Annotated in this window: 19 protein-coding genes; 14 read left to right on the plus strand and 5 right to left on the minus strand. The window is 69.3% G+C overall.

Annotated features, from left to right (window positions below; genetic code table 11):
- The first annotated feature begins 220 nt into the window (after positions 1 to 220).
- The 4 genes from AB0B91_RS08060 (at position 221) to AB0B91_RS08075 (ending at position 4,190) form a co-directional block, all read left to right on the plus strand.
- A complete protein-coding gene (locus tag AB0B91_RS08060) occupies positions 221 to 2,830 on the plus strand; it encodes a nitrate- and nitrite sensing domain-containing protein (protein WP_358317304.1) in 2,610 nt (869 codons plus the stop codon).
- The gene (locus AB0B91_RS08065; RefSeq protein WP_358033790.1) at positions 2,827 to 3,249 is read left to right on the plus strand and encodes a roadblock/LC7 domain-containing protein; all 423 of its coding nucleotides are present in this window, start codon (positions 2,827 to 2,829) and stop codon (positions 3,247 to 3,249) included. Before AB0B91_RS08060 ends, AB0B91_RS08065 begins: the two co-directional genes overlap by 4 nt.
- Before the next feature lie 67 nt (positions 3,250 to 3,316).
- Positions 3,317 to 3,631, plus strand: coding sequence for a DUF742 domain-containing protein (locus tag AB0B91_RS08070; RefSeq protein WP_358317306.1), 315 nt, complete (start codon positions 3,317 to 3,319; stop codon positions 3,629 to 3,631).
- A complete protein-coding gene (locus tag AB0B91_RS08075) occupies positions 3,612 to 4,190 on the plus strand; it encodes an ATP/GTP-binding protein (protein ID WP_358317308.1) in 579 nt (192 codons plus the stop codon). Before AB0B91_RS08070 ends, AB0B91_RS08075 begins: the two co-directional genes overlap by 20 nt.
- Before the next feature lie 7 nt (positions 4,191 to 4,197).
- Here the strand turns inward: AB0B91_RS08075 and AB0B91_RS08080 are convergent, their stop codons facing one another.
- Both AB0B91_RS08080 and AB0B91_RS08085 read right to left on the minus strand, forming a co-directional pair.
- A complete protein-coding gene (locus tag AB0B91_RS08080) occupies positions 4,198 to 5,160 on the minus strand; it encodes an SIS domain-containing protein (protein WP_358317310.1) in 963 nt (320 codons plus the stop codon).
- Positions 5,157 to 6,308, minus strand: coding sequence for a hypothetical protein (locus tag AB0B91_RS08085; protein WP_358317312.1), 1,152 nt, complete (start codon positions 6,306 to 6,308; stop codon positions 5,157 to 5,159). Before AB0B91_RS08085 ends, AB0B91_RS08080 begins: the two co-directional genes overlap by 4 nt.
- A gap of 150 nt (positions 6,309 to 6,458) precedes the next feature.
- On the opposite strand from AB0B91_RS08085, the gene AB0B91_RS08090 reads away from it, so the two are divergent.
- The 4 genes from AB0B91_RS08090 to AB0B91_RS08105 are packed head-to-tail and all read left to right on the plus strand — an operon-like array spanning position 6,459 to position 10,275.
- A complete protein-coding gene (locus tag AB0B91_RS08090) occupies positions 6,459 to 7,580 on the plus strand; it encodes a spermidine/putrescine ABC transporter substrate-binding protein (RefSeq protein ID WP_358317314.1) in 1,122 nt (373 codons plus the stop codon).
- 32 nt (positions 7,581 to 7,612) lie between these two features.
- Entirely contained in the window at positions 7,613 to 8,452 is an 840-nt protein-coding gene (locus AB0B91_RS08095) for an ABC transporter permease (RefSeq protein WP_358317315.1), read from the plus strand.
- Positions 8,445 to 9,227 carry an ABC transporter permease gene (locus AB0B91_RS08100; RefSeq protein ID WP_358317317.1) on the plus strand — a complete coding sequence of 261 codons (783 nt, stop codon included), beginning with the start codon at positions 8,445 to 8,447 and terminating at the stop codon, positions 9,225 to 9,227. Before AB0B91_RS08095 ends, AB0B91_RS08100 begins: the two co-directional genes overlap by 8 nt.
- A complete protein-coding gene (locus AB0B91_RS08105; RefSeq protein WP_358317319.1) occupies positions 9,214 to 10,275 on the plus strand; it encodes an ABC transporter ATP-binding protein in 1,062 nt (353 codons plus the stop codon). The genes AB0B91_RS08100 and AB0B91_RS08105 overlap by 14 nt, the downstream gene beginning before the upstream one ends.
- Here the strand turns inward: AB0B91_RS08105 and AB0B91_RS08110 are convergent.
- On the minus strand, positions 10,257 to 10,874 hold the full coding sequence (locus AB0B91_RS08110) for a helix-turn-helix domain-containing protein (RefSeq protein ID WP_358317320.1): 618 nt from the start codon (positions 10,872 to 10,874) through the stop codon (positions 10,257 to 10,259). The two genes, AB0B91_RS08105 and AB0B91_RS08110, sit on opposite strands and share 19 nt — an antisense overlap.
- 121 nt (positions 10,875 to 10,995) lie before the next feature.
- Here AB0B91_RS08110 and AB0B91_RS08115 point away from each other — a divergent pair, with 121 nt between their 5' ends.
- The 6 genes from AB0B91_RS08115 to AB0B91_RS08140 all read left to right on the plus strand — a co-directional run bounded on the left by AB0B91_RS08115 (position 10,996) and on the right by AB0B91_RS08140 (position 18,565).
- Positions 10,996 to 12,279, plus strand: a complete 1,284-nt coding sequence (locus tag AB0B91_RS08115) for a glycosyltransferase (protein WP_358317322.1) — start codon at positions 10,996 to 10,998, stop codon at positions 12,277 to 12,279.
- On the plus strand, positions 12,272 to 13,669 hold the full coding sequence (locus AB0B91_RS08120) for an aminobutyraldehyde dehydrogenase (protein ID WP_358317324.1): 1,398 nt from the start codon (positions 12,272 to 12,274) through the stop codon (positions 13,667 to 13,669). The genes AB0B91_RS08115 and AB0B91_RS08120 overlap by 8 nt, the downstream gene beginning before the upstream one ends.
- Before the next feature lie 174 nt (positions 13,670 to 13,843).
- Positions 13,844 to 17,158 carry a nitrate- and nitrite sensing domain-containing protein gene (locus AB0B91_RS08125; protein ID WP_358317326.1) on the plus strand — a complete coding sequence of 1,105 codons (3,315 nt, stop codon included), beginning with the start codon at positions 13,844 to 13,846 and terminating at the stop codon, positions 17,156 to 17,158.
- 5 nt (positions 17,159 to 17,163) lie between these two features.
- Positions 17,164 to 17,577, plus strand: coding sequence for a roadblock/LC7 domain-containing protein (locus tag AB0B91_RS08130; RefSeq protein WP_214641718.1), 414 nt, complete (start codon positions 17,164 to 17,166; stop codon positions 17,575 to 17,577).
- A 27-nt stretch (positions 17,578 to 17,604) separates the two neighbouring features.
- Positions 17,605 to 18,006 (plus strand): DUF742 domain-containing protein, encoded by a 402-nt coding sequence (locus AB0B91_RS08135; RefSeq protein ID WP_219527172.1) that lies wholly within the window; start codon positions 17,605 to 17,607, stop codon positions 18,004 to 18,006.
- Positions 17,987 to 18,565, plus strand: a complete 579-nt coding sequence (locus AB0B91_RS08140) for an ATP/GTP-binding protein (protein WP_214641575.1) — start codon at positions 17,987 to 17,989, stop codon at positions 18,563 to 18,565. The genes AB0B91_RS08135 and AB0B91_RS08140 overlap by 20 nt, the downstream gene beginning before the upstream one ends.
- A gap of 94 nt (positions 18,566 to 18,659) precedes the next feature.
- Here the strand turns inward: AB0B91_RS08140 and AB0B91_RS08145 are convergent, their stop codons facing one another.
- On the minus strand, positions 18,660 to 19,427 hold the full coding sequence (locus tag AB0B91_RS08145) for an ABC transporter ATP-binding protein (protein WP_358317328.1): 768 nt from the start codon (positions 19,425 to 19,427) through the stop codon (positions 18,660 to 18,662).
- A 22-nt stretch (positions 19,428 to 19,449) separates the two neighbouring features.
- Complete coding sequence (locus AB0B91_RS08150; protein WP_358317330.1) at positions 19,450 to 20,907, minus strand: dihydroorotase family protein; 1,458 nt, start codon at positions 20,905 to 20,907, stop codon at positions 19,450 to 19,452.
- Between the last annotated feature and the right edge of the window lie 3 nt (positions 20,908 to 20,910).

Raw genomic sequence — 20,910 nt, forward strand, 5'->3', positions numbered from 1 at the left:
CAAGTGGACACTTGTTTACTTAAAGGAGCATTTTTCACCTATAACGGATCAAAATGGGGCCCCAGGTTCTCGCCTCATGCGTCACACCGCTTGAGTTTTGCCACGTTATGTTCGCTTGGCCGAGCTAGTAGGTATGTGTTCCAATTACCCCCACTTGCTGATTTCCCGAGGGCCTCAGTCGCCCTTCAAATACGCCGATTCGGGCGAGAGGTTGCGTTCGGTGAGTACACAGTTGGGTGAACGGCAGGCGGACGAGGCGAACTGGCGCCTGCGTAACTGGCGCGTCCGGGCGCGGCTCGTCGCGCTCATCCTGGTTCCGACCGCCGCCGCCGTCCTGCTCGGCGGCGTCCAGGTGTTCGCCTCGATGGGCGCCGCCGCTGACTACGCCCGTACGAACCGGCTGGCGCAGCTCTCCCAGCAGGTCGGCGCGCTCACCCACCTGGTCGCCGGCGAGCGCGGCAGGACCTCGTGGTTCATCGCCAGGGGGCGGCCCGCGACGGGGCTGGCCGACGTACGCGACCAGATGGACCTGGTGGACGCCTCCACCAGGCAGGTGCGGGCGAGCGCCGAGCAACTGGTGGGTGAGGTCACCGGCCGTACCGCCGACCAGATCGAGAACATGCTGAGCCGCCTGAACGACCTGGCCGGCCTGCGCCAGCAGGCGCTCGAAGCCGATCTGCTGCCCGGGGCCTGCGTCGAGCTCTACACCACGGTGATCAACGAGCTGCTGTCGGTGCACAACGAGCTGGTCAAGGGCAGTCAGGACGACGAGCTGTTCCGTCAGACCCGCATGCTCGACTCGCTGGCCCACGCCAAGGAGAGCATCTCGCTCCAGCAGGCGTTGGTCACCACCGGCCTGGTCGAGGGGAGCTTCGACCAGGAGCAGCTCAAGCGCTTCCTCGGCGAGCTGTCACGCGAACGCAACGAGCGCAAGGGCTTCGGCGACGAGGCCACCGCGGAGGAACGCCGCTTCTTCGACGAGAGCGTCAACGGCAGATCCGCCGACCGCATGCTGTTCCTGCGCGAGCTGGTGCTGATCCGGGCCACGGCGGGGCTGCCCCTGAAGGGCCTCGACCAGGGCAACCACGGAGACGACGCCAAGGAGTGGTACGACGCGGGCACCGTCGTCGTCGACTCCTTCCGCGAGGTCGAGCAGCGCCAGGCGGCCGGCATCCTGACCCGCAGCGAGGCACTCAGCGCGGACGAGCGGCAGCGCGCCCTGGTCATCGCGTGCGCGGTGCTCGCGCTGCTCATCGCCGTCCTGCTGATCACCACGGGAGTGGCGCGATCGCTGGTCCGGCCGCTGCGCCGGCTGCGCGGCGAGGCGTTGGAGATCGCCGGCCGACGGCTGCCGGAGTTCGTCCAGCACCTGCGCGAGTCGCGCGACGGCGCGCTCAACGTCAAGGTGCCGCCCATCGGCATCTTCTCCAAGGACGAGGTGGGCGAGGTCGCGCGCGCCTTCGACGAGGTGCACCGCGAGGCCGTACGGCTGGCCGGCGACGAGGCGCGGCTGCGCTCGAACGTCAACGCGATGTTCGTCAACCTGTCGCGGCGTAGTCAGACCCTCGTCGAGCGGCAGCTCACGCTGATCGAGCGGCTGGAGCGCGGCGAGCGCGACGACAACCGGCTCGGCGACCTGTTCAAGCTCGACCACCTGGCCACCCGGATGCGCCGCAACAGCGAGAACCTGCTGGTCCTGGCCGGCCAGGAGGCGGCACGCAAGTGGAGCGAGGCGGTCGAGCTGATGGACGTCCTACGCGCGTCCCTCGGCGAGGTCGAGAGCTACGACCGGGTCAGCGTCGAGGCGCAGTCGGCGAGCGCCATCGCCGGCCAGGCGGTCAGCGACGTCGTCCACCTGCTCGCCGAGCTGGTCGAGAACGCGGTCTCGTTCTCCTCGCGCGACACCAAGGTGATCATCTCCAGCAGCCGCATCGACGGCGGCGGGCTGATGGTCTCGGTCACCGACCACGGCATCGGTATGAGCCCGGAGGAATTGGCCGAGGCCAACTGGCGGCTGGCCAACCCGCCGGTGGTCGACGTCTCGGTCTCCCGGCGGATGGGTCTGTTCGTGGTCGGCCGGCTCGCACTGCGGCACAGCATCAGGGTGCAACTGCGCCGCCAGGACGTCGGCGGGCTGACCGCCATGGTGCTGATCCCCGAAACGCTGCTCACCTCGGTCCCCGGGGTGACGCCTGCCCCGGAGCCGCCGCCGTTCGTGCCGATGCAGGCCACCCCGGCGATGCCCGGCTTGGGCCACCCGTCGTTCGACCCTTCGCTCGACCAGCCATTCGACCAGCCATTCGACCAGCCATTCGACCAGCCATTCGAGCGGCCTTTCGAGCGGCCCTTCGAGCGCTCGTCCCATCAGCCCCTTGAGGCCCTCGACATGGCGCCGTCGCCCCCATCCTCGTGGTTCATCTCCCGGCACACGCCCTCGGTGGAAGTGCCGATGCCCGCCCTGGCTCCACCGCCCCCTCAGGCGGAGAACGAGCTCCCGCCGGTCTTCACCTCCGCCGGGTCGAGCTGGTTCACCAAGCCGGAACCGGACCATCGCGACCCCGCCTGGTCCTCGCCGGCCGACGGCGGATGGCAGGCGGCGGGCGCGATCAGCGAGCCCGCGCGGAGCGGGACCACCTCATCCGGACTGCCCAGGCGGACGCCCAAGGCCAACCTGGTGCCGGGCTCCGCCACACCCCCACTGTCGCCGTCGCCGGCCCCCGCACCCGCGCCCGCGCCTCCTGTCTCGCCCGACCGGTTGCGCCGCAGGCTCGCCAACTACCAGCAGGGCGTGCGCAAGGGCCGCGCAGAGTTAGAGGAGGACCCAGGATGAAGAATCTGAGCCAGGCGGCCAGGGACATGAACTGGCTCGTCAGCGGCTTCGTGGAGCAGGTGCCCGGCGTGGCGCACGCCGTGGTGGTCTCCGCCGACGGGCTGCCGGTGGCCTTCTCACGAGGCTTCCCCCAGGACCGCGCCGACCAGCTCGCCGCCATCGCGGCCGGGCTGATCAGCCTCACCCAGGGCGCCGCGCGGGTCTTCGAAGGCGGCGAAGTCACCCAGACCCTCATCGAAATGCGGCGCGGCCTGCTCCTGGCCATGGCGATCAGTGATGGTTCGTGCCTGGCGGTGCTGGCCGCCCCCGATTGCGACATGGGCCTGGTGGCCTACCAGATGACGATTCTGGTCGAGCGCGCGGGGCAAGTGCTCACGCCCGCCGTCCGCGCGGAACTCTCGGCCGCGCGAACCTGGTGATGGGAGTGGACTGTTGGCAGCGTGGGATGACCGCGAACCGGAGCCCGAGCGGAGCTCGTTAGTCCGGATGTACGCCGTCACAGGCGGGCGAACCGCCCCACGCGGTGGCCTTGCGGTGGAGGCGCTTGTATCCTCAGCGACGTCGATACGGCTCGGCATGACCTACACCCGGGAATACCGGGCGATCAGCGAGCTGTGCCGGCAGGTCCGGTCGGTGGCGGAGGTGTCAGCTCTGCTGCGGGTCCCGCTCGGTGTGGCGCGGGTCCTGATAGCCGACATGGAGTCGGAAGGGCTGGTCCGCGTCTACCAGCCGCAGCTTGAGGCGGGCGTCCCTGACAAGAGCCTGCTCGAAAGGGTACTCAGTGGACTTCGCAGGCTCTAGCGGGCTCACCTCGACGAAGATCGTCGTCGCGGGCGGGTTCGGCGTGGGCAAGACCACCTTCGTCGGCGCGGTGTCGGAGATCATGCCGCTGACCACGGAGGCCGTCATGACGGATGCCTCGGCGGGCATCGACGACCTCGCGCACACGCCGGGCAAGACGACCACGACCGTGGCCATGGACTTCGGGCGACTGTCGCTGGATCGTGATCTGATCCTCTACCTGTTCGGCACGCCCGGTCAGCACCGGTTCTGGTTCATGTGGGATGACCTCGTCAAGGGTGCGATCGGCGCGGTGGTGCTGGTGGACTCCCGGCGGCTGGCCGACAGCTTCCCCGCGATCGACTACTTCGAGAACGCCGGGCTGCCGTTCGTCGTCGGGCTCAACGGGTGGGACGGGCACTTCCCGCACGTGGAGAACGAGGTGCGGGAGGCGCTCACGCTCTCGCCGCACATCCCGATCGTGCGTACCGACGCGCGGGTCCGCGAGGCGGTCAAGGCCACGCTCATCTCGCTGGTCGAGCACGCCCTCACCGCCCAGTCCGCGTCCGGCGCCCGCTGACGCCCGGTCAGGACGCCGCCGACCACCAGTAGGCGGCGACCAGCTCCGCCACCAGCGTCTCCGTGAGCAGGGCCACGTCCGCGTCGCCCTCGTGCGTGTAATGGATGGCGGCCGTGGCGTCCTTGAGGTCTCCGCCGACGGTGAGGACCGTCGAGCCGCGCTGCCGCACCCAGTCCATGGCTTGGTCCTCGTAACGGGAGCCGGGAAAGAGCAGGGCGCGGTAGTCGAGGGTCTTGGTGAGGTAGACGTCAACGTGGGCCCAGTCGCCCGTCTCGCAGGCGTCGGCCGGGTGGCGGGGACCCTCGCGGAACATCAGCGCCGACTGCTCCGCCGACGACAGGCGCTCCGGGGGCGCCATGGTGTAGACGCCGTGCGGGCCGTCCAGCAGCTCCAGCGCCAGGGGCAGCCACTCGTCCCTGCGGTCGAGGAGGTCGGCCGACGCCTCGGCGCTCCGCCGTACCAGAGCGGGCAGATCGCGCCCGTCGCCCGTGAGGCGGGACTCCAGCGCGAGCAGGAGGGCGAGCGTGTGCTGGAACGTACGGCAGGACACGCCGCCCCGCTCCTCGCCCGCCCGCAGGGGGACGACCAGGTCGGCCGCCTCGGCGAGGGCCGAGCCGGGAGTGTTGGTGAGCGCCGCCACGAACGACGGGCCGCCCGCGTACCGGGCCACCGCGTCGAGCGTCTCGCGGCTGCCACCCGTCGCCGAGATGGGCACCACCAGCGTCTCCGGACCCGCGGGGTAGGTGGCCGCGGCGGAGGCGTAGTCGGCGTAGGCGTCGATGCCCGCGGCGCGCAGGCGGAGCGCGGCCACGCCGGCGGCGTAGCGGGAGCTGCCCATGCCCAGGAACAGCACGCGACGGACACCGCGCGGCAGCCCCTCGAACGGATCGGCGGTCGCCAGCGCGTCCGCCAAGGTGGCCAGGGCCGCGGGCTTGGCCTCCAGGTCGGCCAGGTAGAGCTCGGAATTCACGGGGTCTCCTCGGGATAACGGGCGCGCAGGACGCCCATCGGGGCGTAGCGCCAGCGGGGCAGGTGCCGGGCGGCGTAGACGAGCTCCCGGCACTCCTGCTCGATCTCGAACGGGCGGAGCAGCGAGCCGTCCAGCAGGTCCGGCCGCCCGCGCTCGGCCAGGCGGTCCCGGTAGGCGGTCAGCAGGCGCTCACGGGCCTCGCCGGCCCAGCCGAGCGCCTGGCGCGGCGGGGTGCCGCGGCGCTTGATCGCCACCTGGGCGACGTGTTCCAGGCTGGTGGCGAGCTGGGCGACGTCTCTGGCCGCCGGCTGGTACGGCGCGGCCTCCGTGACGGTGGGGTTGCCGTCGAAGTCGATCACGGCATAACCACCGGTCCACTGGAGGATCTGGCCGACGTGGAGATCGCCGTGGATGCGGATCAGGGGCGTGGTGATGGGCCTGGCGAGCGGGGCCAGCTCGGCTCTGAGAGCACCGGCCCGGCCCGCCAGCCACTCGCCGTCCTCGCCGCCCGTGAGAGTGAGGGCCTCGGCCAGAGCGCCCTCCGCCCTTTCCGCCGGTCCGAAATTCGCTGTAACGGCCGGGGCGGTTATGGCGATGGAGGGGGGTGGGAAAGTGGAGAGTGCCAGGTGGAGGTCGGCGGCCAGGCGGCCGAGGGCGTCCGCGAAGGCGGTGCGGCCCGCCTCGGCCTCATCGGCGCACCACTCCCAGCCGTCCCTGGCCCCTGGCAGGTAGCCCGTGACCAACGCGAGCAGCGTCTCGCCCGCCCCGTCCACACGCGTCAGCGCGGCGTACGGCGGAGCCGTATCCTGGAATCCGGCCCCGGCCAGATGGGCGAGCATCTCGGGTGCGGGATGCGGCATCGTCGCCGGAGGCGTCAGCCACTTGACCACCACCCGCTCGGCCACGACCACCGAATAGTTCGTCTGGTCGACGTGTGACCCGAAATCCCGCTCGGCCGGCACCCCAGTGTCGTGTTCCGTCACACCGTACGAGAGGCTGGGCAGGGCGGAGAAGCGGCGGACGGCGAAGGGCGGTGGCACCTCACTCCCCCCCACGAGCGCCGTCACGAGCGCGGCGGAGATGCCGCGATCTTGTGCTGTGAGGGGCGTCTCACCGAGAGAGAGCAACCGCTTCCATATTGAATTCATGTTCAACAGCTAGACCAAACATCCAGGTAACAGTGTCCGCAAAAGTCTTGCTCATGTTGATTTCTGCTGCAACACTCCTGCTCTGGTCCGCCGTGCCCGGTTGGTCGCGCGACCCCTCTCGTCCCTTGGAATCCTGAAGGAGTAGCGGCCGTGTCCTCCCGTACCCGGTTCACCCGTCGTCTTCCGGCTGCCGTAGCGGTGGTCGGCCTCGCGCTCGCCGTCGCGGCGTGCGGTGGTGAGTCGACCAACAGCGCAGCGGCGCCGGCGGCGACGGCCGACCAGCTCAACCCGAACGCCGACCTGTCGAAGCAGTCGGTCAACGTGACGGTGTGGGACGGCTACACGCCCAAGGAGCTACCGCAGAAGGTCAAGGACAAGCTCAAGTTCCCGCTGAAGATCGGGCTCCACGCCACCAACGAGGAGGCGATGACCAAGCTGACCGCCGGCGGCGACAGCGGCATCGACGTGGCGTTCGTGTCGGGCCAGTACGCCCAGGCGCTCAACGAGCAGGGCCTGCTGGAGCCGATCCACGCGGAGCTGATCCCGAACCTGGCCAACCTCTACCCCGAGGCCACCCAGCTCTCCTACGACAAGGGCAACAAGTACTCGGTGCCCTACACCTGGGGCACGACCGGCATCTGCTACCGCAGCGACCTGGTGAAGACGCCCCCGACGAGCTGGAAGGACATCCTGTCGCCCCCGGCCTGGGCCGACAAGAAGGTCACCATGATGACCACCGAGCGCTGGCTGGCCCTGCCCGCGCTCAAGGCGCTGCACTACTCGGTCAACACCGACAAGGACGACGAGATCGCCGCGGCCAAGAAGCTCCTCATCGAGGCCAAGCCGCACCTGCTCGGCTACGACGACACGACCTTCGGCGACAAGCTCAAGTCCGGCGAGGCCGTGATGGTCGAGGCGTGGGACGGCTGGTGCCCGACCACGGACGAGAAGAAGAACATCAAGTTCGTGGTGCCGAAGGAGGGCAGCGACCTCTGGGTGGACACCATGGTGATCATGAAGTCCTCCAAGAACAAGGAGGCGGCGCACGCCCTGATCAACTACATCCTCGACCCCGAGATCCACAGCTGGGCCGCCGCGAACATCAACTACAAGGTGCCCAACAAGGCCGCCATGGACAAGGTGCAGATCCCCGAGGGCTCGCTGCTGGGCATCAAGCCCGCCGAGCTGCTCAACGGTGAGTCGATCATCGACCTGGGTCAGGCGTCGGTGAAGTACACCCGCATGTCGACCGAGATCACGGCGCAGTCGTAGTAGCAGTGAAAGCACAAGCTGAATCCCGGCCGGTGTCCCCTTCGAGGGGGCGCCGGCTGGGTGCGTTCGTTTTCCTGTCACCCGGGCTGACCTACCTGGTCGTGCTCCTCCTGGTGCCGCTGGTGCTGGTGCTGAGCTACACGCTGTTCCAGCGCGGGCGGTTCGGCGGCGTCGTCTACGAGGTCACCGGCGAGAACTTCAGCCGCCTGCTCGACCCGCTCTACCTCGGCGTGGTGGGCACCTCGCTGAAGACCGCGGGGCTCACGACCCTGGTCGCGCTGCTGCTCGGCTACCCGACGGCCTACCTGATCGCGCAGCTGCCACGTAAGTGGAAGACGGTCGCGCTGGTCGCCGTCGTGCTGCCGTTCTGGACGAACTTCATCATCCGCGTCTACGCCTGGATCATCCTGCTCAACGGGCCCGGCCTGCTGAACTCGGGATTGAAGGCGCTGGGCCTCGGGCCGTACGAGCTGCTCTACAACCAGGGCGCCATCGTTCTCGGGCTGCTCTACTCCTACCTGCCGCTGATGGTGCTGCCGCTGTACGCGGCGATCGAGCGGCTAGACCCGCAGTTGCGGGAGGCGTCGGCGAACCTGGGCGCGTCGGGGTTCACCACGTTCCGCAAGGTGACGCTGCCGATGACGGTGCCGGGCGTGCTGACCGGGTGCCTGTTCGTGTTCGTGCCGAGCTTCGGCAACTTCGTCATCCCCGAGATGCTCGGCGGCGGAAAGTCGATCATGGTGGGCAACCTGATCCGCACGGAGTTCCTGAAGGCCCGCGACTGGCCCTTCGGCTCCACGCTGGCGCTGGCCCTGGTGGCGGTCCTGGTGGTGCTGCTGATCGCGCAGTCGTGGGCGGCCCGCCGTGGGTAGGGCGAAGTGGCTGCACGTCCCGTTCTGGGCCACGTACGTCTTCCTCTACGTGCCGATCGTCGTGCTCGTCGTGATGTCGTTCAACTCCGGCAAGTCGGCGTACACCTACGAGGGCTTCAGCCTCAAGTGGTACGGCGAGCTGGCCCAGGACGAGCGGATCAGGGACGGCCTGGTCAACACGCTCATCGTGGCCGTGGGCTCGACCGTCATCGCGACCGTGCTCGGCACGCTGCTGGCCGTCGGCCTGGTCCGGCACACGCGGTCGAAGACGCTCGACGCGTTCGCCCTGATGCCGGCCGTACTACCCGACCTGGTGCTGGCCATCGGGCTGCTGGTCTTCTACGGGATGATCCAGCTCACGCTGGGGCTCTACTCGGTGATCCTCGCGCACGCCGTCTTCTCAATGGCCTTCGTCGCCGCGGTCGTGCGCACCAGGCTGACGAACGCCGACACCTCGCTGGAGGAGGCGTCGCGTGATCTCGGGGCGGGCCCGGTCGTCACGTTCATGAAGGTGACGCTGCCGCAGCTCGCGCCGGGCATCATCGCGGGCGCGCTGCTGGCCTTCACGCTGTCGCTGGACGAGTTCGTGATCGCCTTCTTCACGATCGGCAACACCGAGCAGACGCTGCCGATCGTCATCTATTCGATGGTCCGTTTCGGGGTGACCCCGAAGATCAACGCGCTGGCCGCCATCCTGCTCCTGGTGAGCTTCACGGCGGTGATCGCGGGACAGCGGATCACCAAGATCGGGGAGTCATCTCGTGCTCAAGATTGACCGGATCACTCGGCGGTTCGGTGATGTGACCGCGCTCGACGGGGTCTCACTGGAGATCCGCCAAGGTGAGTTCTTCGCCCTGCTGGGGCCCTCCGGGTGTGGCAAGACCACGCTGCTGCGCATCCTGGCCGGGTTCGAGACGCCCGACGGCGGCACGGTGACGCTCGACGGTGAGGACCTGCTCGCCAAGCAGCCGAACCGGCGGCCGATCAGCCTGATGTTCCAGTCGTACGCGCTGTTCCCGCACATGACCGTCGCCAAGAACGTGGCCTACGGCCTGGAGCGGGAGAAGCTGCCGCGCCAGGAGATCAAGCAGCGCGTCGCCGAGGTGCTGGATACCGTCGGCCTGTCGGAGCTCGGCGCGCGCAAGCCGGCCCAGCTCTCCGGCGGCCAGCGCCAGCGCGTCGCGCTCGCCCGGTCCATCGTCAAGCGCCCGCGTCTGCTCCTGCTCGACGAGCCGCTCTCCGCGCTCGACAAGAAGGTCCGCGCCGACATGCAGCTGGAGCTCAAGCGGCTGCAGCACGAGGTCGGCATCACCTTCGTGGTCGTCACCCACGACCAGGAGGAGGCCATGTCGCTGGCCGACCGCATCGCGGTCTTCGAGCGGGGCGGTGTGCGCCAGGTGGACGAGCCCGTCGAGCTCTACGAGCGGCCCCGCACTCCCTTCGTCGCCGACTTCGTCGGCGCCAACAACCTGTTCGAGGGTACGGCCGGCGGCGCGGAGGGCCTCAGGAGCACCGACTTCGGCCTGCTGCCCGGCACCCCGCTGGAGGAGCTCGAGCCCGGCGCCAAGGCGCTGCTCGGCGTCCGCCCGGAGAAGGTCGAGCTGCGCGACGAGACGGCAGCCCACGGGCTCAAGGGCACCGTGCTCGACGTCAGCTTCTACGGCGGCGTCTCACACATCTCGGTCGACCTGCCCGGCCAGGTCAAGCCGGTCCTGGTGGCCGTACAGGGGGCCAGCGCCGTGCAGCAGGGCGCCAAGGTCAAGCTGCACTGGCGGCACGACGACGCCGTCATCATCCCGGCGGATCAGGGCACGGGTCGATGAGTCAGGCCGTGGCCCGTCGCCGTGCGCGCGTAGGAGAGGATCAGCTCGGCCGCCTCCTGTGGGTCTATCACCGGGTGCCGGGCGGTGATCCGGTAGCCGTAGGCGTCCTCCAGGGCCACCAGGTTGCGCGAGATCGTCAGCGAGTCGGAGCTCAGCTTGAACACCCCGAGCGCGGAACCCGTGTCCAGGATCGACTGGTACATCGACACCTGCCGGTCGTACAGGGAGGTGAGCAGCACGCCGTAGACCCTGTTGCGCCCCGCGGCCCCGCCGAGCTCGTTGAGCAGCCTGACGTCGGGATCCAGCGGACCGGTCGGCAGCCCCGACCTGATCGTCATGACCAGCTTCTCCGCCGGGTCGGTGAGCGCGATGAGCTGGCGCAGCCGCTGCTCGTAGAACCGCTCCATCCCGGCGTGCTGCGCCTCGACCAGCAGCTCGCTGATGTCGGGATAGTGATAGAGCACGGCACCGGAGGTCAGCCCGGCCTCCTCGGCCACATGCGAGAGCTGGACGCGGTCGATGCCGTGACGGATGATGGCCCGCCGGGCCGCCTCGATCAGGTCGATGCGCCGGTCGCTGCGGCTCTTTCGCTGGGCCACGATCACCGCCTTGTTTGTCTGCCGTTCAGGAAGCCGTGACCATAGTGCCTTGAAGTTGGCGTCCCCGCTAGATGAGTATTTGAATTCCTCTTCAATTGCTAGTCCACCTCGGAGTCGTGGAATGTCCCTCACCATCCTGTTCATGCCGGAAAGCGCCTACGGGCCCACGAACAACAGCATCGGCATCGGCGACATCCTGCGTCGCCGCGGCCACCGCGTCGTCTTCGCCGCCGAGGCGTCGTGGAAGGGCAAGCTCGAAGCCCTCGGTTTCGAGGAGGACCTGGTCGACCTGGCGCCGCCGGCCGAAGGGGCCGAGGAGCAGGACGCGGGGCAGTTCTGGAAGGACTTCATCCGGGAGACCGCCCCCGAATACCGCAAGAGCACGCTGGAGCAGCTCGAGACGGTGACCAAGCCCATCTGGGACTCGCTCATCGACGGGGCAAAGTACTGCGAGCCGCAGCTCAAGGCCATCATCGAGCGGGTCCAGCCGGACGTCATCGTCGAGGACAACGTCATCACCTTCCCGGCGCTGCTCACGACCGGCAAGAAGTTCGTCCGCATCGTGTCCTGCAACCCGCTGGAGGTGCGCGGCGACGACGTCGCCCCGGTGTTCTCGGGACTGCCCGCCGACCACCGCGGTGAGTGGGACGCCTTCCGCGCCGAGTACGACCGCACCCACCGCGAGATCTGGGCGGCCTTCAACGAGTGGTGCGTCGAGCAGGGCACCGAACCGCTGCCCGACCTCGACTTCATCCACGAGGGCGACCTGAACCTCTACGTGTTCCCGGAGATCCTCGACTACACCGACGCCCGGCCGCTCGGCCCCAGCTGGCACCGCCTCGACTCCTCGGTCCGTGAGACCGACGAGGACTTCCAGCTGCCCTTCCAGCGCGGCGACGGCGCGCTGGTCTACTTCTCGCTCGGTTCGCTCGGCTCCTCCGACGTGGAGCTGATGCAGCGGGTGATCGACGTGCTGGCCACCACCCCGCACCAGTTCATCGTCTCCAAGGGCCCGCTGCACGAGGAGATCAAGCTGGCCGACAACATGTGGGGCGCCGAGTTCCTGCCGCAGACGAAGATCATCCCGCTCTGCGACCTGGTCATCACGCACGGCGGCAACAACACCACCACCGAGGCGCTGCACTTCGGCAAGCCGATGATCCTGCTGCCGCTGTTCTGGGACCAGTACGACAACGCCCAGCGCGTGGACGAGCTCGGCTACGGCGTGCGGCTGTCGACCTACGCCTTCACCGACGAGGAGCTGACGGGCGCGCTCGACCGCCTGCTCGGCGACTCGGAGCTGCGCGCCCGGCTGGCCGCCGCGGGCGAGGAGATCCGCGGCCGCGACGGTCTGCGCAAGGCCGCCGACCTGATCGAGAACCTGGGCCTGAAGTCCGATGCGTGAGCTGATCAACCCGGCGACCGGGCTCGTCTGCGACATGGTCCCCGACACCCCGGTGGACGACGTGGCGGGGGCGGTGCGGACGGCGCGCACCGCCTTCGAGGAGTGGTCGCAGGCCACCCCGGGCGAGCGTGCGCGGGTGCTGCTGCGGCTGGCCGACCTGGTCGAGGCCGACGCCGAGGAGCTGACCCGGCTGGAGGTCGAGGAGACGGGCAAGCCCGCGGCGGTCTTCAGGGACGGCGAGCTGCCGTTCGCGGCCGACAACCTGCGCTTCTTCGCCGGAGCCGCCCGTTCGCTCGACGGGTCGGGCGCCGGGGTGTTCAGCCGCGGCTACACCTCGGTCATGCTGCGCCGCCCGCTCGGCGTGGTGGGCTCGATCGCGCCGTGGAACTTCCCGTTCGTGATGGCCGTGTGGAAGCTCGGCCCGGCCGTCGCCGCGGGCAACGCGGTGGTCATCAAGCCCGCCCCGCAGACGCCGCGCAGCACGCTGCGGCTGGCCGAGCTGTTCGCCCAGGCGGGCGCGCCGGCGGGCCTGGTGCGGGTGGTCACCGGCGGCGCCGAGGTCGGCGAGGCGCTGGTCACCGATCCGGGTGTGGACATGGTCAGCGTCACCGGTTCGACGGAGACCAGCAGGGCCGTCATGACCGGCGCCGCCAAGACGCTCAAGCGGGTGCACCTGGAGCTCGGCGGCAAGGCGCCCGCGCTGGTCTTCGAGGACGCCGACCTGGAGGAGACGGCCCGCGGGGTGGCCATGGGCGCCACCTACAACACCGGTCAGGACTGCACCGCCGCCACCCGCGTCTACGTGGCCCGGCAGGTGTACGACGACACGGTGGAGGCCATCAGGGAGACACTCGCCGGCATCACCGTGGGCGACCCGTGGGACCCCGCCACCGACGTCGGCCCGCTGATCTCGGCGGCGCACCGCGACCGGGTGCACGGCTTCGTCTCCGACTCCGGCGGGCGCGTCGTACATGGTGGCACCCCGGTCGAAGGGCCCGGTTCGTATTACCTACCCACACTTGTTAACGAAGTGTCACAGAACAGCGATATCGTCCAGGGTGAACTCTTCGGCCCCGTCCTCGTGGTCCTGCCGTTCGACACCGAGGACGAGGCCGTCACGCTGGCCAACGACACGCGTTATGGCCTGGCCTCGTCCGTGTGGTCTCGGGACGTGGCCAGGGCGATGCGGGTCTCGCACCGCCTCGACGTGGGTGTGACCTGGATCAATGATCATCTGCCGATAGCCAGCGAGGCCCCGCACGGTGGGGTCAAGGGCAGTGGTTTCGGCAAGGACATGAGCCAGGAGGCGGTGCAGGAGTACTCGGTGACCCGTCACCTGATGGTCAAGCACGCGGCGCCGGTGGAGCGCGACTCCTTCCGGCCCGCCTGAAAACACGCACGGCGATATGCGACCTCGAAGGCACGTTTGGTCGCATTTGATGGGATATGTTCGGTTGGCCGATCTGGTACGGGTTGTGTTCCAATTACCCAGCCCGCAGAAATCCCATGCGCCCCAAGCGTGTCAGATTTTCGAGCACGTAACGGCGAGAGGTTGCGAGAGTCAGTGAGGACGGATAACCCCAGGCACACCAGGTCCGGGGAGCACACAGGCGGACGGTTCCGGCTGGCGAACTGGCGCGTGCGCTCCAGGCTGGTGGCGCTGATCCTCATCCCCACCATCGTGGGTGTGCTGCTCGCCGGGGTCCAGCTGGCGAACGCCATCGGCACCAGCGCCGAGTACCGCCGGCTGACCACGGTCGCCGAGCTGGTCCAGCGCGTCGGCGCACTGTCGCACGAGCTCGCCAAGGAACGCACGCTCACCGCGTGGTACATGGCCGACCGCCGGCGGCCCAGCCGGCTGAGCCAGCTCAAGGCGCAGCGCCAGGCGTCCGATGCCGCCAAGCAGCGGGTGCTCGCCGGCATGACGGCCATCGACGCCACCTACACCGCTCGCGTCATCGAAGAGGTTTCGGAGATCCGCCGGTGGCTCACCGGCCTCGACGGCCTGCGCAAGTCGATCGCGGGTGAGGCGAGCGTGCCGCCCCGAGCTGCGCTCCGCACCTACTCCTCCATGATCGACGTGCTCGAGAACCTCCAGGGCGACCTGGGTGACGGCATCAGCGACGACAGCCTGCAGGGCGACGTGGCCGCGCTGACCGCTCTCGACCGGACCAAGGAGGAGGTCTCGCGCCAGCAGGGCATCCTCATCGTGGCGCTGATCGAACGCCGGCTCGACTACGACGACCTCTCCGACTTCCTCGGTTCCTGGAACAACCAGCAGGCCGAGCAGACCACCTTCGAGGCGGAAGCCACCCGCGACGTTCTCCAGGCGTTCCAGAAGGGCGTACGAGGTCAGCAGATCGACCGCGCGGACGCGATGCGTCAGCGCGCCCTGGCCCAGCTGCGAGAGTTCCAGACCATCAAGGACCTGGACATCACCACTCGCCGGGACATCCAGCTCTGGTACGAGAGCACCACGCTGGCCGCCAACGCCATGCGCAAGGTCGAGGACGCCCTGGCCACCAGGATCGTGGCCACCACCCGGGACCTGAGCGACAGCGAGCAGCGCAGCGCCATCATCTCCGGCGCGACCATCCTGGTCCTGCTGCTCCTCGTCCTGGTGATCACCACCCGGGTGGCCGGTTCGCTGGTCCGCCCGCTGCGCCGGCTGCGTGCCGAGGCGCTCCAGGTGGCCACCACCCGGCTGCCCGAGACCGTCCGCCTGCTGCGCGAGTCCGGCGACAGCGCGGAGGTGCCCGACGTGCCCTCCGTCGGCGTCAACACCCGTGACGAGATCGGGGAAGTGGCCCGGGCCTTCGACGAGGTCCACCGCGAGGCGATCAGGCTGGCCGGCGACGAGGCCAAGCTGCGTGCCAACGTCAACTCGATGTTCGTCAACCTCTCCCGGCGCAGCCAGACGCTCGTCGAGCGGCAGCTGCAGCTCATCGAGGGACTGGAGCAGGGCGAGGAGGACGAGAACCGGCTGGCGAACCTGTTCCGGCTCGACCACCTGGCCACCCGCATGCGCCGCAACAGCGAGAACCTCCTGGTCCTCGCCGGCCAGGAGGCCGCCCGCAAGTGGAGCGAGCCGGTGCCGCTGGTCGACATCGCCCGCGCCTCGCTGTCCGAGGTCGAGAACTACGAGCGGGTCCAGATCCAGATCCCGTCCGGCATCGAGATCGCCGGCCCGGCCGTCACCGACGCCGTGCACCTGCTCGCCGAGCTGATCGAGAACGCCATCTCCTTCTCCCCGCGCGAGAGCAAGGTCCAGGTCACCAGCACGCCCATCGAGGGCGGGATCCAGGTGACGATCAGCGACCTGGGCATCGGCATGTCGGCCGACGAGCTGGCCGAGGCCAACTGGCGGCTGGCCAACCCGCCGGTCGTGGACGTGGCCGTCTCGCGGCGCATGGGCCTGTTCGTGGTCGGCCGCCTGGCGCTGCGCCACGGCATCAGGGTCCAGCTCGGGATGAAGGACGCGGGCGGCCTGGCCGCGCTCGTCATGCTGCCCGACATGCTCATCGCCGGCCCCCAGGGCTCGGTGCCTCAGCAGCGCGGCAGCCAGTACGAAGCCTTCACCACCTTCGACCCGAGCATGATCGAGCCGTCCTCGACGAACGGCTCGGGCGTCTACGGCGGTCCGAGGACCGACACCCCCGACATCCGCACCTCGGACGACGCGCCGGTCGACACGCAGTGGCCGGGCTCGCTGCCGTTGCCGGGTGGCGGCGGCAACTGGCCGCCGTTCGGCGAGGAGCAGCCGCCGCGGCAGCAGCCCGACGAGCAGCGCTGGCCGTCCTTCGCCGACGAGCCGCCCGCGGCCGCCGCGCCAGACCAGCGCTGGCCGTCGTTCGCCGACGAGGCGCCGCCGCGGCAGGACGAGCAGCGCTGGCCCTCCTTCGCCACCGAACCGCCGCCGCCCGCGCAGGACGAGCCCCGCTGGCCGTCCTTCGCCACGGAGCCGCCCCCGCCGGTGCCTGCGCAGGAGTCGAACTGGCCGCCCTACGCGTCGGTGGAGGAGCAGCCGCCCAGGTCGCCGTTCGTCGAGCAGCCCAAGTCGCCCTACGGTGGGGACTCGCAGCCGGGCTTCGGGTTCGAGGAGCACCGCTGGCCGTCGTTCGCCGACTCGCCCATCCCGCCCGTCGAGCCGTTCACGCACAACGGGCGCGGCGCGTTCAACCCGTTCGGCCCCGGCGAGTACTCCTCGAAGGATCTGACCGGCCCGCTCCCGGCGGTGCGCAACTCGCCGACGGAGCAGAGCGACGACTTCCTGCCGATCTTCTCGTCGGTCGGCTCCGACTGGTTCCGCAGGCCGGAGCCCGAGCAGGTCAAGCCGTACCAGGAGCCGATCTCCGAATCCTCCGCGCAGGAGGAGACCCAGATCGGCGGGATACCGGCCGTGCCGCCCGCCGGCCCGCTCACCACGCCGCACGCGGCCCAGCCCTTCGCGCAGCCGCCCGCTCAGCAGTACGCCCAGCCCTATGCCCAGCCCGCCGCGCCACCGGCCGCCGCGCCCCCACCGGCGGCGACGCCGGCCGCCGCGTCCGCCGGGACGACGGACAAGCCGGCGCTGCCGCAACGCGTACCGGGCGGGTCCGGCGTGAGCGCGTCGTGGTCCTCGCCCGCCGACACCGGCTGGCAGGCCGCGCAGGCCGCCGCCGAGCCGGCCAAGGGCGGCACGACGGCTTCCGGCCTGCCGCGGCGCGTACCGAAGGCCAACCTGGTGCCCGGTACGGCCAGCCTGGCGGAACCGCAGGCGACGTCACCGGCACCGCAGATCTCCCCCGATCGCCTGCGGAGCCGGCTGTCCAGCTTCCAGCAGGGGGTTCGGCAAGGCCGCGCGTTCACCCGCGGAGATGACAATGAGGAGGAGCAATGAGAGAACTGAGCCAGGGAGCGCGTGGCATCAGCTGGCTGATCACCGACTTCGTCAACAACGTGCCCGGTGTCGCGCACACCGTGGTGGTGTCGTCTGACGGCTTGCCGCTGGCCTTCTCCGAGGGTTTTCCCAAGGACCGGGCCGACCAGTTGGCCGCGGTCGCCTCGGGTGTGATCAGCCTGACGCAAGGCGCGGCTCGTGTGTTCGAAGGCGGTATGGTCACCCAGACCGTCATCGAGATGCAGCGCGGACTTCTGATGATCATGTCCATCAGCGATGGCTCCTGCCTCGCTGTGCTCGCCGCGCCCGATTGTGACATGGGCCTGGTCGCGTACCAGATGACGCTGCTCGTGGAGCGGGCGGGCCAGGTGCTCACCCCGGCTGTACGCGCCGAGCTGCAGGCGTCCCGTCCGCGTTAGCCGGACGGTGACAGGAGAAAGATCATGATGTCAGGTCAGGGTTGGGCTGGTGATAGCACTCCGCCGCATCCGTCGGCTCCCCGTCCGCAGAAGCCTAGTTCCCTTGTCCGGCCATATGCCGTGACAGGGGGCCGTACGGCCCCGCGGATGAAGTTCGCCATGGAGGCGCTCGTGTCCTCCGTGACCTCGGAATATCAAGACATTTCACTTCTAAGTCCGGAGTATCAGGCGATCATTCAGCTCACCCGCAACGTCAGGTCGGTTGCCGAGATCTCCGCCCTTTTACGGCAGCCTCTTGGGGTAGTCCGGGTGCTGATCGCCGACATGGCGTCGGAGGGCCTGATCCGCGTGCACCAGCCTGCGCTGGACGCGGGAAAGCCGGACCTCAACTTGCTCGAAAGGGTGCTCAGTGGACTTCGCAGGCTCTAGCCCCGGCCTCACCTCGACGAAGATCGTCGTGGCCGGTGGCTTCGGCGTGGGCAAGACGACGTTCGTGGGTGCGGTCTCGGAGATCTTGCCGCTCACCACGGAGGCGGTGATGACGGACGCGTCGGCGGGTGTCGACGACGTCTCTCTCACGCCCAACAAGACGACCACGACCGTGGCCATGGACTTCGGCCGGGTCTCGCTCGACCGTGACCTGATCCTCTACCTGTTCGGTACGCCCGGACAGCACCGGTTCTGGTTCATGTGGGACGACCTGGTGCGCGGCGCGATCGGCGCCGTGGTGCTGGTGGACACGCGGCGGCTGGCCGACAGCTTCCCGGCCATCGACTACTTCGAAGAGGCCAAGCTGCCCTTCGTCATCGGCATCAACGGCTGGGACGGGAGCTTCCAGCACCAGGAGGAGGAGATCCGGGAGGCGCTGTCGCTCAACCCGCACACCCCGATCGTCCGCCTCGACGCCAGAGTCCGGGACTCGGTGAAGGGCACTCTGATCACTCTGGTCGAGCACGCCCTGACCCGCCACTCCCACACGCCGGCCTGACTTCCTCTTCACCAGTGCCGCCGGGCGAGACGCCCGGCGGCACTGGTGATTCCGGCTTCGGCCGCCGTACGGGCAGCGGTTCGCGAAGGCGCGCTCAGACGGACGCCACGCCGCGCACCAGGCGTCCCACCTCGGCGCGGAGATGGACGAAGTCCGGGTGTTCGCGGGTGGTGATCTGGTCGCGGGGGCTGGGGAGCGCCACCTTCAGGTCGCCCACGACGTGCGCGGGCGCCTTGGACAGCACGACGACCCGGTCGCCGACGTACACGCTCTCGTCGATGTCGTGCGTGATGAGCACGATGGTCATCTGGTGATGCCCGCGTACCTTCAGCACGAGGTCCTCGAGGTCCTCACGCGTCTGCGCGTCGACGGAGCCGAACGGCTCGTCCATGAGCATCAGCGCCGGCCGGTAGGCCAGCGCGCGGGCGATGGCGACGCGCTGCTGCATGCCGCCGGACAGCTGGAAGGGGTACTTGCGCCCGGCCGCGGCCAGCCCCACCGACTCCAGCGCCTCGTGCGCGGCCTCACGGCGCTGCTCCTTGGTCATGTCCTTGCGGCGCAGCGGCAGCGCGACGTTGTCGGCCACCGACATCCACGGGAACAGCGAGCGGCTGTAGTCCTGGAAGACGACGGCCAGATTGGCCGGCGTCTGGCGGACCAGCGCGCCCTCGACCCGGATCTCTCCGCCCGTGGGCTTGATCAGGCCGGCGATGGAGCGCAGCAGGGTCGATTTGCCGCACCCGGAGGGTCCGACGATGCACAGCAGCTCGCCCTCGGCGACGCTCAGGTTCAGTCCGTCGATGGCGTGGTGGCGCGTCGGCCCGTCGCCGTAGACGTGCGTGAGGTTGTCTATCTCAAGCAAGAGGTTTCCTTGGGGGAGAAGGTCAGCCCAGCGGTCTGGAGATGTACTGGCCCACCGGACGGCCCACGATCTTGCCCGCGTCGAGGACGTGGTTGCCTCTGACGAACGTGTCGGTGACCTTCGCGGTCAGTTCGAAGCCCTCGAAGGGGGTGTACTCCTGCGTCGACTCCGACTCGGAGGCGCGAACGGTCCACGTGCTCCCGGTGTCGACCAGGCAGATGTCGGCGTCGAAGCCGGGCGCGATGGTGCCCTTGGTCCGCAGGCCGTACCTGCGGGCGGGGTTCCACGCGGTGAGGGCGGCGATGCGCCCGTAGGGCAGGCCGCGGCGACGGCCCTCGGTGATCAGGCCGGGCAGTAGGTACTCGGCGCCGCCGAACCCGGCCTTGGCCAGGAACACGTCGTCGGCCGGAGCTCCGAACTTGAGCTCCTCCCGGCAGCAGGCATGGTCACTGACGACCCAGTCGACGGTGCCGTCGAGCACGTACTCCCACAACGCCTCGACGTCCTCGCGCGGCCTGATGGGCGGGTTCACCTTCGCACCGATCCCGTTGGCCGTCTCGATGTCGGCGAGAAGATGTCCGATCGTGACCTCGCGGCGGAAGTCGATGTGCGGGAAGGTCTTGGCCATCCGCACGGCCGCGTCGAGCGCCTTGCGGGACGACAGGTGCAGCAGGTTGATGTTGGCCAGGCCGGTCTCGTGGGCGAGATAGGAGGCGATGAAGACCGCCAGCCCCTCGGAGTGCGGCGGCCGGGAGGCGCTGTAGGCGGCGAGCCCGCTCAGGTCGCCGGCGTCCTCCACCAGCTTGGTGTAGGCGGTCATGATCTCGGCGGTCTCGCAGTGCAGCGACAGCGAGATCTCGTCGGCCAGCTCGGGGAAGCGTTCCCTGGCCTTCTGCACGCCGCGCATCACGAACTCGAAGTGCCCGTAGTCGTAGCGCTCGCCCTCGGGCAGCATCAGGAACTTGCTCTGGTCGGCCGAGCGGCCGTGCAGCCCGTGGCCGCCGTAGAACATGAAGATCTTGAACGAGGAGACGCCGAACTTCTCGATCAGGTCGGGCAGCTCGCCGATGTGCGTGCTCGACATGGGCGCGAGGTGGAAGCCGTAGTCGATGTACGCCTGCCCCGCCGCCTGCTCGCGCACCTGGGGGAAGAACTCCGCGTAGGGACCGCCCTTGTTGAGGTAGTACTGGCCGGTCCGCATGTAGGTGAGCGCCGTGGTGACGCCACCCTGGGCGCTGGCCATGCTCTCCGAGGCGGCGTCGGCGGGCAGCGGGTTGTAGATGCCCCAGTGCTGGTGGGCGTCCACGACGCCGGGGAAGGCCAGCTTCCCGTCGCCGTCGAGCACCTCCTCCACACCCTCGGCGGACAGGCCGGGTCCGACCTGCTCGATGCGCCCACCGGTCACGGCGATGTCCGCGACGACCGGTTCGTCCCGGTCGTGGGTAACAACTCGCACGTTCTTCAGCAACAGGTCAGTCACATC

It is taken from the genome of Nonomuraea sp. NPDC049141 (assembly GCF_040648415.1).
Lineage (GTDB): Bacteria > Actinomycetota > Actinomycetes > Streptosporangiales > Streptosporangiaceae > Nonomuraea.